At 40.7% G+C, this 13,016-nt stretch carries 10 protein-coding genes; 4 read left to right on the forward strand and 6 right to left on the reverse strand.

Annotated features, from left to right (window positions below; translation table 11 throughout):
- The 3 genes from BLU80_RS16035 to BLU80_RS16045 all read right to left on the reverse strand — a co-directional run.
- The coding region (locus BLU80_RS16035) for a hypothetical protein (protein ID WP_139188177.1) at window positions 1-298 on the reverse strand (298 nt) is incomplete at its 3' end.
- A gap of 126 nt (window positions 299-424) precedes the next feature.
- Complete coding sequence (locus BLU80_RS16040) at window positions 425-3,601, reverse strand: RHS repeat domain-containing protein (protein WP_091400506.1); 3,177 nt, start codon at window positions 3,599-3,601, stop codon at window positions 425-427.
- Between the two features lie 49 nt (window positions 3,602-3,650).
- Window positions 3,651-5,075, reverse strand: coding sequence for a T9SS type A sorting domain-containing protein (locus BLU80_RS16045; RefSeq protein ID WP_091400508.1), 1,425 nt, complete (start codon window positions 5,073-5,075; stop codon window positions 3,651-3,653).
- 554 nt (window positions 5,076-5,629) lie between these two features.
- On the opposite strand from BLU80_RS16045, the gene BLU80_RS16050 reads away from it, so the two are divergent.
- From BLU80_RS16050 to BLU80_RS20165, 4 genes are all read left to right on the forward strand, one after another.
- Complete coding sequence (locus tag BLU80_RS16050) at window positions 5,630-6,616, forward strand: hypothetical protein (protein WP_139188178.1); 987 nt, start codon at window positions 5,630-5,632, stop codon at window positions 6,614-6,616.
- A 40-nt stretch (window positions 6,617-6,656) separates the two neighbouring features.
- A complete protein-coding gene (locus BLU80_RS16055) occupies window positions 6,657-9,008 on the forward strand; it encodes a TonB-dependent receptor (RefSeq protein WP_139188179.1) in 2,352 nt (783 codons plus the stop codon).
- A gap of 233 nt (window positions 9,009-9,241) precedes the next feature.
- A complete protein-coding gene (locus tag BLU80_RS16060; RefSeq protein WP_091400514.1) occupies window positions 9,242-9,505 on the forward strand; it encodes a hypothetical protein in 264 nt (87 codons plus the stop codon).
- Between the two features lie 54 nt (window positions 9,506-9,559).
- Complete coding sequence (locus BLU80_RS20165) at window positions 9,560-9,934, forward strand: ABC transporter permease (RefSeq protein WP_170831265.1); 375 nt, start codon at window positions 9,560-9,562, stop codon at window positions 9,932-9,934.
- An 84-nt stretch (window positions 9,935-10,018) separates the two neighbouring features.
- Here BLU80_RS20165 and BLU80_RS16070 read toward each other — a convergent pair whose 3' ends face one another.
- From BLU80_RS16070 to dapB, 3 genes are all read right to left on the reverse strand, one after another.
- A complete protein-coding gene (locus BLU80_RS16070; RefSeq protein ID WP_091400519.1) occupies window positions 10,019-10,708 on the reverse strand; it encodes a hypothetical protein in 690 nt (229 codons plus the stop codon).
- A 38-nt stretch (window positions 10,709-10,746) separates the two neighbouring features.
- A complete protein-coding gene (locus tag BLU80_RS16075; protein WP_091400521.1) occupies window positions 10,747-12,141 on the reverse strand; it encodes an FAD-binding oxidoreductase in 1,395 nt (464 codons plus the stop codon).
- Between the two features lie 91 nt (window positions 12,142-12,232).
- The gene (gene dapB / locus BLU80_RS16080; RefSeq protein WP_091400523.1) at window positions 12,233-12,949 is read right to left on the reverse strand and encodes a 4-hydroxy-tetrahydrodipicolinate reductase; all 717 of its coding nucleotides are present in this window, start codon (window positions 12,947-12,949) and stop codon (window positions 12,233-12,235) included.
- Between the last annotated feature and the right edge of the window lie 67 nt (window positions 12,950-13,016).

Consider the following 13,016-nt stretch of genomic DNA (forward strand, 5'->3'; position numbering starts at 1 on the left):
AGAGTTCTACCGTATGTCCCGGTGTTGTAGTGCTTGGATATGCTTCCAGTGACGCTGAACTTAAACCGGCCGAAACAGTAACATCCAAACTAGCGACAGGTGAAGGATTGGCCACCGAAATATGAGCACTCCCATAAGACTCAGCTCCTCCAGAAGGTTGATTAAAACGGATGGTTGCCTGCGTGGAAGAAGAGGAAATTACGGTTCCATTGGTAACCGACCATACCGCTCCAGAATAACTGCCACTGAGCATATAAACATAATCGATTCCTGCTACCGGATTAAGTTCTCCGCTCAAAGTCTGCGCTTTGCATATGGACAACGATCCCGTTAAGAGTATCAACAGCAATATGCTTCTGTAAAAATATATAAGCCCACATTTAAACTTTATGAAGAAGGTTTTCTTAAACATAAGGCAATTAGTTTATTGGTTTACATAGTGATACCTGTGTGTCTCTAAAATATTGCCCTCATCATCCTTTATGGAAATCAGCCTTCCCAGTCCGTCATACGTGTAAAATATGAGGGTTCCATCAGGCCCGCACTCACTGGTGACACCTATACCCGGTAAATATGTATAGGTCCAGATTTGCGCACCGGACAGGCCTGTTCTTAGAGCATTTAGGGCGTTTCGCATGTTAGCGTCAGATATCTGACTGTTTTTCAGGGATGCCTCATTGAGCAGCGCAAATGCAGCCGCATAACTACTGCCAATAATCTTGGCAACAGGATATAGCCCATCGTATCCCCAAATAATGGTTGTAACAATACCATCATCACCTTTTTGCTCTGTTATATGCCCATAATTATCATAGGACAGGACTTCTGTTTTTTTGTATTCAGCGCCCGTTCTGTGAGAAAAATAAACAGCTCCCGGAAGCGGATAGGCTCCTAAATACCGGAATTCCTGACGAGCCGTATGCATCAGAACGCCATCAGTACTGTCCTTTTGCGCAATAGGAGCGCCAATCCTATTGCCAGAGGCAAGAGTAGAAAGCATGGTCGTTTGCGTGCCCGTATATCCGGGCACACTACTTTGAAAGGGATACCAATAATGCCGCACTTGAGTGAAGCCTCTGCTGTCCACCGTTTTGGAACCGGATGGCTGCAGATGCTGCGTTTCATATTGGTAATCAGTAACAGTAATGATTTTTTGTGCAGAATTTTGATTATCAAAGGAAGTGTCTGTTTCTTTAGTCAGCTTGAGGCCGCCACATAAAATATTATAACTGACATGCGGAAATTTATCGACACCAGTAATAGGTGGGACGTCATTAAGTAATTGTGATTCTACAGGGGTATACCAGTTTAGATAAGTACCGGCCGCCGGCACTTGGTTGGTAATAAAAGCACTGTATTCAAAATGCTTACTTTTTTCAGGTATATAACTCCCTCCATCATATCTGTAACTAGTCACCGACTGAAACTTAATGTTTCTCCAGGCGTCTCTTGTATCAGCTATTAAAGGGGTCATGGCTATACCCGCAGAGACTGTATTAGGATTGATATTGTAATTATAAACAGTTTTACCCAGCGGTTGATTATTCTTACCTGACAGACTATATTCTGTAACCTCAGGATAGAGGACCGCTGCTCCATTACTGTAGGCATTATTTAAAAATGGCTTTGAATTTAGATAGGTAATTTTTTTGAACGTATCCAGGGGCTGGTTTAACCCTGTAGTATTTATATATTGCTGGTATATGAAGTTATAATCAGACTGTTGATTTTTGGTAACACCATAGCCGTTTTCATTACTGGTACCATAAGTGTATTTTTTTATAAGAGAGTCTTGGCCCTGGCTTGTAATATAATGGATTGTTTTTATACGAACACCTCCTCCATATACTATCTTATCAGGAACCACAAAAGACTCATAGCGGTTCTGCTCAAATTCAAACCTTGCTTTGCCGCCCGTAGGATAACTGATGGTGGAAATTAGCCCAAATAAAGCCTGATATGACTGAGTGGTCTCTTCCTGATAGTCTCCCAAAGCCATCCATATAGGCGTCACACCGTTGGATCCAGTAGTGGAATCATTAGGATCAGCTGTTGGAGATCCCGTAAACCATCTATAACTACCGATTTGGTAGGGCATCCGGGGTACAATTTGATCGCCTCTGTAAGATTTTCTATAATCCCAGTAATCTGTATTATAGTTACTGTAAACACCTAAATCATCCGTATTATACGTAAATCCGTATTTAAGTCCAGGCGCATTACTATCCATACCTTTAATGGTCAGAGAGTCCAGAAAGAAGCGTTTGCAGTAATTATTGTACAGAGAAGAGGTTATAAATGGGGGTGCAACACTTTGACTTTGTACCTGATGTTGTTTTAGGATTATTTGTTTAATTTGTCTGCCAGCCAGACGATATAAAATAGTAGTTAGCTGATTATTTGCATCATAGCTAAGCACAACACCTCCTTCCCGAAAACTTATGGAATCCAGTCTTAATTGTTTAACATAGTTCAGTTTGACTTCACTACCTTCGCTATAGGAGGCTCCATAATTACCGGAATGTGTCCAGACGGCCTTCTGGTTGATACTTGCCTGACTGATCAGCGTGCGGTCTGGGATCATTTTAGCATCACTGGCACCAGGCTCTTCTGTAAGCATTAAATCAAATCCTGATAATCCGGAAAAAGAATTGATTTTGAAGCCTGGTTTTAATACTTCATGGCCGGCATGTCCCTCTAAAGTGGAAGGCTCCTGCAGGGACGCATTTGTTCGGTAAACCTCCGGTTCTTTAAGATGAGCCGCGTCCATATAGTCAGGATATTCAATTACCTTCCACTGTGCATTAAAATAGGGAATAATCTGATTATACCTGGCTTGATTGTAATAGAACCTTATGGTATCGGATTTATTATAAGATATAATCTCGGTTATTTTCCAACAGGTGGTAATATCTATCTGATTATTATTTTCATTGGTAAATTCTGTCTGAGTACTGCTACCTGTACTATATTTACCGAATAAATAACTCGTTCCGTCATCATCAGTAATTATAAAGCTATTATCATCTGGATGAGATATTTTGACAGGCTGATAGGAGAGCGGAACAAAACCTGTATTTTGCTTATAAACAAAACTACCGCTCTTGGATAATAATGAATAAAAAAAATCATCCGGCTGTTCATCTAAATTGCCTCTTGCTGCAGATAAGAGATAGGCGCTTGTTGTACTTCCTAACTGATTATTTGCCGGATAACCTGAGTTAAGCTTATCTTCCTCTCCCTGGATACTTCTGGTAATCCCAAGATCTGGCGAAATCGTCCATCCAGTCCCTGCTATACCTGATAAAACAGAAGGTTTTACCTTGCCCACCTGATAGTCCAAGGTAAAAGGTAGATCTCTGCTTCCAGCTTTGGCTGTAAATAGTGGGATACTAATCTGTGGAGCTCCACTTACATAATCTGTGGGATAGGTCTGATACAGCATGATGCTTGCGGCCTCGGGGGAAGAGGGCACGACTTGCTGGGTAACCGTTTTTAACAGGTCTGTACTGCTCTGTGAATGAGCTAGTATAAATGATAGACAAAAAATAATCAATAAGCAGCTATGCTTACAGGATTTTTGCTGTTTTGCTAATCTCATAATTTTTGATTATTGAATGGTTGCAAACACTAAGACCTGACTATTAAAATTACCTTTTTATCACTTTTACATTCTGACTCCCCTCATCATATACAATACGCAGGATATAGCTCTGTACACCTAGTGGCAATGATGGCTGGATGCGTATTTTATATACACCAGGATTTAGATTTTCTGGTGCCTTAGCAAACACCTTAATGCCGTTAATCGTATATAGTTCAACAGAAACCTTGGACGCTCTTGTGACTTGAAAAGCAACATTCAGAAAACTGGCAAATGGATTAGGGTAAGCACTAGTAATATAGGCTGCAGGTCCAGATGCGGTATTATCTGCGGTCTTGACTTTATTCTTGTTGAGGCTTAGGCTACTGTCTGCAGCTGCGCTGGAGACTGAACGGACAAGCGCAATGAGTATTGGTTTTGACGGTTCATTACGCTCTTCAGAAAACATATAAATATTCCCAGCTAGAAATACACTATCATCTTTTCTGACAAAATTTAATGCTGCATCTTTAAACTGATAGGCAATACCATCCGCTGAACTATAATGATCTTTTCGCCTATATTTTGTTTTTCTAAAGACAAGTGAATCGTCTTTAAAATCTGCCTGAATCTTTACAGAAGCGTCCTTCTCCATCCACTTGCCTGTAATCTGGCTATTTGTGGCAGTTGTAGTTGTATCCGGGCGAAGCTCTAAGTGCAGCTTATCAGTACTAACTATATGGCGACCACTCCAGTCGTAATTGATGATATAACCCCAATAATCTCCAAATACGAGTTGTGCTTCAGGAACGACTGGTTGGATGGCAATAAATTGATTGACAGGTATTTTAGCAGGCAAAGCCGCATTATGTATTTTTGCAAGCAGCGCCTCTGCTTCCTGGCTACCGGTATATTCCGGATTCTTCGTATTGAGTTCCTGGATGGCCTGTCGATAGCCCAAAGCTGCGGCTTTTTGTAGCCAATATTTTGCAGAATCCAGATGATTAGGTACACTTACATAATCATTCCTATAGCAGAGGGCTAACATATACATACTATTGTCTCTACCCGCATATGCCCCCTGTCTGAAGTAGTTAGCAGCCAAGTCATAATTTTGTTGGCAGCCTGTTCCTTTATAAAAACTCATACCTATGGCATAAACAGACTGAGGATCACCTAGCTCCGCTGCTTTTGAAAAATATAAAAACGCTTTTTTATAGTTCCTGGGCAGAGAATCTCCTGATCTATAAGCCAATCCTAACCTGTAATATTTTTTAATCAGGGCTTCTTTAGAGGCTTGTTCTTGTGGCAAAGAGCGGCTACTATCTTTTGTCAATGCTTGCCTGTCAGCGGAAACAAACTGACAGAAACCTGTATAACCAATCATTAATAAAGCTCCCAGCAAAAAAGTCCTGTAAAGTAGAGGAGCTAATCTAAAAGGCCTACCGGACAATACTATTCCAGGACCTTTCTCATGAAGCGTCTGGCTCATAAGCAAAGATTTTATGAACAATAAAATATAAATAGCCCAGTCTTAGATAATGTACAAATGCAGTCCCGTTAGGCGTCACTGTACAACAATGCCACATAACTGCCCAGATACCTTCCCTTTTTTTAAACCAAAAGAAAAAAGGGTTTTGCATATGATTATACCAAAACTTTTTTATGTTTAATCTTAAAAATCTTTGTTGTAATGGAACTTGACGGCTGCATCTCTCCATTTCTTCACATAATCCTTCACAATCTTATAGCAGGAGTGTTCCAATTGCACAACGAGATTAATCCAAAAAAATAATTTTACCAAATATTTTTCTGATTTTTTTTCACAATAGGACAAAAAAAGAGGTCAACATTATCCCTTGATGCTGTAATCCAGTAATAGTAGCAGTAACCGAGAATTTTTAAAATTCACTTTCATAATATTCCTATTAAAACCGTACCAATATTATGGAAATATCCTTATATCAGGTTCACTCAAACAAAACAGAACTCGTTAAAATTCCGTAACTTAGGCTTAGCATTATTATTGACGTTAAAACCTGGCATATGCGTACGTTAAAACCCCTGTTGCTTTTCCTGCTCTTAATAGTCATGGGAGTTTTTACCTGTCAATGGCTATCAACAAAAAAAAAGAGCAACCAGCGCTTTATCAGAACAACAAAAGATACCATTGATATAGGAAATTATAGCTGGCAGCACATGCCTGACAATGCCATAGGTATTACCAGAGGGGATTTGAGCTATTTAATATTAGCTTACAATGCGCAATCAGTTGGTCAAAAATCAACAACAGCAGTCACTTGCCTACCTGTAGAAAATGCCAGCGACCTTTTGACTGCTGCAAACTATCCATCCACCAGACATTATGTATATCGCAGTACAAAAACCTGGTTCAGGCAAAATAAAAAAAGCCATTTATTCTCCAAGACAAGTATTGATATCAACAATCTAATCAGTGCTCACTTACTTGACTCAAACAGCCTACTCGTGGTATCACTAGATACTTTACAAAATGCCCTCACTTTTACCACCTTAGACACAGCTAGTCAGATTCTAGATCAACAAAGCTTTGCAGCACCTGTGAACAGTCCATACAAAACACTTTTAAACGGGGCCAGCATGCTGCAAGTGGACAGTACCCTATTTCTTTTTGCGTGGCATCAACCCATAGCCTATAAGATTAACCTGACAAGTCATCATATCAAAAGCTATACAATAACGCCTGGCAGCAATCCACATAAATCCCAGGAAAATAACCCAGCACCTTCAAAACCCTTACAAAGCCCAATAGCACGCTATGACTTTACAAATCATTTCTTTTATATACTACGCAGTCCAACTGCGATACATTTACCTAAAAAAGAGGCCCCTATACAATATATCAGTTACCTGGATTTTTATAATAAGGATTTTAACTATCAGTATTCTATCGCCCTCAGCAACCTGAACCCAGCTATTATAAGCGACATAGCGATATTTGAAGAGGAGTTATATATCACTGCAGGCAGAGTTTACCTATCCGTTCCATTATAAAGTAAAAATCCATTTATTAGTAATCAATACCACCTCATCCATGCATAAAAAGCGACCAAGCATTCCAAATATATGCCGAACCTTATGGGCCGTAATAGTCATATTATTACTGGCACCAGCGAAGTCGGTAAAGGCGCAGGTATCCATACAGCGGAGTTTTTATGTAGAAGACAGCATAGACCATACGCCACTTGGCTTTGCTCTGATTAAATTCACTAAAATTGGCAATCCGGTACCTAAAACGATGGAATTAAGAGCCAATAGTGCAGGCATTATTGAGTTAACAGGCATACTGGCCAAAGACTCCATAGCTTTTACCATTGAGCTGCCAGGTTATCAAAGTTACAGGGGACGCTGTCTGGCAAAAGATTTATATTTACGGCACATTCCACTACAATCAGATACCCATGAACTCCATGGGGTTACTGTCCATGCGGACAGTAGACGCATCAGATTTAAGCCAGCAGAGATGCGGATAAACTGGAATAAATTTACAAAAAGTCCTTCGGAGCCTCTAGCCAGCGTTATTAAAAGAGTCCCCACCATCATTAATAAAAGCCCGGACAAAAATACACTATCCTTACAAACCGGTGGCGGTAAAAAAATCGCCATATTTTTAGATGGCCGCAAACTAAGCGACCAGGAAGTTCAGTCACTACCGGCTATGATGATTGCTAAAGCTTCTCTCGTTACTTTTCCCTCAGTCTTGGATGCAGCAGATAATACCGCTATTTTATATCTAAGCAGCAATATGTTCGCCTATAATTACAGCTTTGACGAAATCAACCTTAACTACGATATAGGCAGGACCGGCCCTAGCTTTACCTTTAGGCATACCCAGAAAAAGGGCCTGTGGAGCAATAACGTCTTTATAAACGGCTATCATTATAAAATGCCCGAGTCTTATACAAATATCAATATAGACGGACAAGATTTTCAAAGAGACACTAGTAAGTCCAGCGTAAATACGCTGCTGATCATGGCTTCCCTGACTAAAAAATCCGTCAAAAACAATCTGTTTACAATAGGTGTTTTAAGTAATCTTTTTAAAGGCGGTAGCGACAGCAGGCACCTTCAAAATGACAATACAAGTAGCGTTAGCAGCTTTAGCAGCCATGGCAATAATACGCTTATAAATGCTACGCTATACGCTGCCTGGCGCAATAAAGCGGCTAGCGGTAACACCTGGCAACTACACGCCAGCAGCACTTTCCAACCGAATTCAAAATCTGATTATCAACAAAAAACACCCACATCTATATATTCAAGCACCAATACCCAGGAGCAGCTATATGCTCTAAGTGGTAGATATCTACTCAAAAAGACAAAACTAGGAGATCTTGACTGGAGCAGTAGTTTCTCCTTAGGGGCTAAAGCCAGCTTTGATAAAACAGCCAATCTTTTTAATCAAAACACAAACCCGGCTACTTCCATTCAGAGCAGTCAGCAATATGCGACTTATGGCGGTGTGAGTAGTGCTATTACAGGGGAAAAGCTGAAAATAGAAGGAAGTCTGTTAGGTAATTACGCCTGGCAAAAAGGCTATAGTTTCACCCATTTTAGCAACGGGTATATATATCCAAAACTGGTCTTTTCCTACGCTCCTGATGACAAGCAAAGCATCTCATTATCGCTCACTGCAACAACTCTTCGGCCCAGCTTTAAAATGGCGGTAACAGACAGCAGCTATAGCAATAACTGGATGATCAGTAAGGGCAACCAAGGGCTTAGAACCGAGCATAATTATCACCTGGATTTACTTTATAATTTATCGCTGAGGCATTTTACCTTTGAAGCGGAGGGAGAGCAGATATACTACAATAACGGTATTGTCCAGGTATGGGACCTGCAAAAAACGCCTGTAATCCAGCTCACCAGTAGTTACCAGAACCTAAATTACATAGATCGAAGTTTGTCTGTAACGACCAGTTACGACCTGGGAGATGCACTATATTTAACATGGAGTGGACAGCTGCATCATTTAAGTTTTAAACAAAAAGAATTACCTGCTGATTTTCAAAACGGATATTACTTAAGTTCACAGTTAAATATAAATTATTACAGCAAACATGCAGGTAATTATGCACTCATTGGCAGCTGGGACGGCAATCCGCTTACCTATCTTAAGCAATCAAAGACGCACCCAGAACTTAATTTCAACTACGATTACGACCTGACTAGGACCCTTAATATATCAGCAGGACTATATGATATTTTAGGTACTGGCGGCTGGAGAAAAGTGGTTATCTATAACCGCTATAATCAGCTAACTGATGCCAATAAGCGAACCTTTAGTCTGGGGCTTACCTGGAAATTCGGGCAGTTGTTTGGCAATACACAGGCCGGCTCAGTCAATTCTGCAGCCGTTCCTAATGACACCAAAAAGTTGTGAAGGGGGCGAAAATTTAGGTAGTCAAAATTTTCAAAATCGAACAGAACCTGTTTCAAAACCGAACACATATTTATTTAAAAAATACACAAATATTTGTTTATCAATTGCTATATTTTTGATCTCTTTTTAGAGACCTGATAAAAAATTCCGGTCCACGAAAAAAAAATCAAATAATAATAGCTATTCGGTACATACTTAGGAGCAAAGCGTATAGCCTTGTTGAGATTATTGGCTTGACCATCGGTTTAACAGCTTTCTGGCAGGTACTTTTATTTGTCCAGAGAGAAACCAGTTATGACCATTTTCATAAAAAAGGAAATCAGATTTACAGAGCATCAACAGACATTGAAACTCAATCAGAAAAGTTGGAGACGGCCTACTATTCAGGGGCATTGACCATTGATGCCAGACAGGCATTCCCCGAAATACCATCAGCCGGCAGAATAGCTCCTGCCAGTTTCCATTCCACAAAGACCCTTTTCTTACTATTTTGCTGATGATTATTTTGAAAAACAATACCGCGCAGACGAAAATTTCGGAAAACTATTTATTTGTTTTTCCATCTTGACGATTCTCATCTCCTGCCTCGGTCTAATAGGGTTATCATCCTACCTATACCATTTTACAAAAAAGAAAAAAAAATTGGTATAAGAAAGCTCCTTGGCGCAACTATCTCCAGCATAATAAGCCTGTTATCCAGGGAATACTTACAACCTATTTTGATGGCATTTGTATTAGCTTCTATAACAATCTGGTATCCTATGCATACCTGGTTAGAGGCTTTCCCATTCAGGCGTCCCATTCACTGGTGGATATTTTTAATTGCCGGAGGCTTTGTTATCATCATCGCATTTATGACAATAAGTATTCAAATAATTAAAGCTGCTTTAGCTAATCCAGTCCATTGCCTGAAGTCCTCTGAATAGATTTCCTGCACTGAGAGTAGCCATTCCATACAAACGCCCGAGACAAAAGTCTTCGGGCGTTTGTATGCAATGGCTGCTTATATTTTACCAGAGGTTAATATTAAATCCGGTTCGGATAATGGCTGTAGGGCGGGAGCGGAGGGTTCCTGCATTATCATAATAATTTTCTCTATAGGGAGAATTCTTATTATTTAAAAAGTCCATGCCTACGCTAAAAAAGAAACTGGACTGTCCAAATATTCGGTTGGTATAACCGATAGCACCTATCAGGCTGGGCGCCGAAGCGTTTTGTCTGTCAGATTTTTCCCCTTCCTGGCTGATATATCTGGAGCTGACCAGGTTTTCCTCAAAGGATCCTTCAAAAAATAAAAAATCAATCGGATAAACCCGCACAAAGGGAGCCACCCCCAGGTTCCAGGTCCGCCATTTACCGCCGTTATAATAATCTTTATTGTAATTATATACGGCATTAATCCCAAGACCTACATCCACATAAGGACTAAGAGAGTAGCCTATGGAAGGGTTGATTCCAAATGCACCTCCGCCATCACCAAATGAGGCAATAAAATTCCCGCCTACAAAATAATGCCGGAACTTGGCCTGCTTTTGCGCCGCTGGTTGCGGCTCATCCGGTTGCTGGTCATATTCATCCTGATTGCCATATCTGTTATCATTCTGATATTGTCCAAAACTACTGTTTACCAGTAATGCTAAAGTGATCACCAGTAAAAACTTTGGCAGTTGTCTGAAGCTTCCTTTGTTTATGTGTCGCATGATAATCTATTATTTATTTACCAACAAACTAAAAAACGCTAAAGGTCAAAAATTTTGCCGGCATTTAGAATATTATTAGGATCAAATGCCTTTTTGATGCCCCGCATTAAATTCAGTTGTGCATCATTAAAGACAATAGGCATATATTTTTTCTGAATCAGCCCGATACCATGTTCACCGCTGATGGTTCCGCCCAGACTGTGTACCAGTTTAAACAAATCCTCCAGCACAGCGGTCATTTCCGGATTTCCAAAACTATTAGGCTGTCCTTCTTTATTAATACGGATATGGAGGTTACCATCACCAGAGTGCCCGTAGCAGACTACCTTAAAATCGTGTTCCTTGCCCAATGCCTTTACCCCTTTAATGAGTTTGGGCAATTCAGCTCTTGGCACAACAGTATCTTCTTCAATGGTGTAGCCTTGCATTTTTACCGCTTCCGCTACCCGGCGACGCAATTTCCAGAGTTCTTCTTTTTGCTGTGCATCTTCAGCAAAGAAGATTTCCCCGGCCTCAAAATCACCTAACAGCACAGAAATCTCTTCCATTTCCTGCATCAATACATCCATATTATTGCCGTCCACCTCAATGATCAGATGCGCTTCTATATCATCAGACACAGGCAGGCTGTGGCTATCGACCATTTCACTGACGATTTTAAGCGCGTTGATTTCAACCAGTTCCAAGGCACTAGGCGTAAATCCGGCTCTGAATATAGCACTCACGGCCTCACTGGCCTTTTCCACACTGGCAAAAGGCGCCAGCATTAAAAGATCATATTTAGGCAGCGGAATGAGTTTCAAAACGATTTTGGTCACTATTCCCAGTGTTCCTTCGCTGCCCACTAAAAGCTGCGTGAGATTATATCCGGTAGAATTTTTCAGTACATTGGACCCTGTCCAGATAATGTCACCGGTCGGCAACACGACTTCCAGATTCAACACATAATCCTTGACCACACCATATTTTACGGCTTTAGGTCCGCCGCTGTTTTCTGCAATATTGCCCCCGATAAAACAAGAGCCCTTACTGCTTGGATCGGGCGGATAAAAAAGATTCTTTTCCTTGACGGCCGTTTGCAAAACTTCAGTAATTACACCAGGCTCTGTGGTTACCTGCAGGTTGCGCTCATCTATGGACAGGATCTTGTTAAGTCTTTCAGTTGATAAAAGAACACCTCCCAGATTGGGTAAGGCACCTCCGCTCAGTCCGGTACCACCACCTCTTGGGGTAACAGGGATTTTATGCGTATTACACAGGCGCATGATTTGGCTAATCTGCTCTGTAGATGCTGGTTTTAAGACGACCCATGGCAGATATAACAATCTTTCTGTTTCGTCATGTCCGTAATTATTTCTTGACTCTTCATCGGTCAGTACATTCCCGGCACCTACAATACCGGTGAAAGCTTCCAATAGTTCTGCAGAAATCATGATAATGGATTTGCGTTTTTGTTATTTTGTTTATGAGATGATGATTTTTGATGTGCGGTTTGCCTTATTGTACCGGGTTGCCGGTACCGGATTAGCCAAACAAAACATCCCGCATGGAGTAAATTCCTTTTCTGTCATTTAAAAATTCAGCGGCCACCACTGCTCCTGAAGCGAAGCCTTTACGGTTATGAGCAGTATGTTTGATTTCAATGTCGTCGATGTCGCTGGTATAGGTAATGACATGCGTACCAGGCGCAGGGTCCACTCTTTTTGAAATAATGGACAGTTCCTCATTATTTGCAGCAGGCTGATTCACCCAGTCTTTTTTACGACCCAGATTTTCAAGTATCTGCCGGGCAAGACTGATGGCTGTTCCGGAAGGTGCATCTTTTTTCTGGGTATGATGGATTTCTTCCATCTGAACATCATACTCAGGATAGTCTTTCATCAGACGAGCCAGGTAAGTATTCACTTCAAAGAACAAATTGACACCAATAGAGTAGTTGCTGCTATATAAAAATGCCCCGTCCTTGTCTTTAACAGCGTCCTCCACTTCTTTTAATTTATCCAGCCAGCCCGTAGAACCAGATACCACTGGAACGCCGTTTTCAATGCATTTGATGATATTATCAAAAGCCGTTTCTGGCCCGGTAAATTCAATGGCCACATCTGCTTTTTTAATAGCATCTGTAGTAAATTCCTGGATATTATCAATATTAACTTTAAGTACGATTTCATGTCCTTTGGCCAGTGCAATTTCCTCAATGGCATGGCCCATTTTACCATATCCTATTAATGCTATTTTCATCTAAAATAAGTTTTCAATTTTATATTGCGCTTACGAAACAATTGTTGTAATCAGTGGTGGCTATCCG

Source organism: Arachidicoccus rhizosphaerae, from assembly GCF_900107765.1.
GTDB lineage: Bacteria > Bacteroidota > Bacteroidia > Chitinophagales > Chitinophagaceae > Arachidicoccus > Arachidicoccus rhizosphaerae.

What these genes read in the sequence shown, in the direction of transcription:
- BLU80_RS16040 (WP_091400506.1), bottom strand. Translation starts at nt 3,601, where the DNA reads ATGAGATTAGCAAAACAGCAAAAATCCTGTAAGCATAGCTGCTTATTG.
- BLU80_RS16045 (WP_091400508.1), bottom strand. Translation starts at nt 5,075, where the DNA reads ATGAGCCAGACGCTTCATGAGAAAGGTCCTGGAATAGTATTGTCCGGT.
- BLU80_RS16050 (WP_139188178.1), top strand. Translation starts at nt 5,630, where the DNA reads ATGCGTACGTTAAAACCCCTGTTGCTTTTCCTGCTCTTAATAGTCATG.
- BLU80_RS16055 (WP_139188179.1), top strand. Translation starts at nt 6,657, where the DNA reads ATGCATAAAAAGCGACCAAGCATTCCAAATATATGCCGAACCTTATGG.
- BLU80_RS16070 (WP_091400519.1), bottom strand. Translation starts at nt 10,708, where the DNA reads ATGCGACACATAAACAAAGGAAGCTTCAGACAACTGCCAAAGTTTTTA.
- BLU80_RS16075 (WP_091400521.1), bottom strand. Translation starts at nt 12,141, where the DNA reads ATGATTTCTGCAGAACTATTGGAAGCTTTCACCGGTATTGTAGGTGCC.
- dapB (WP_091400523.1), bottom strand. Translation starts at nt 12,949, where the DNA reads ATGAAAATAGCATTAATAGGATATGGTAAAATGGGCCATGCCATTGAG.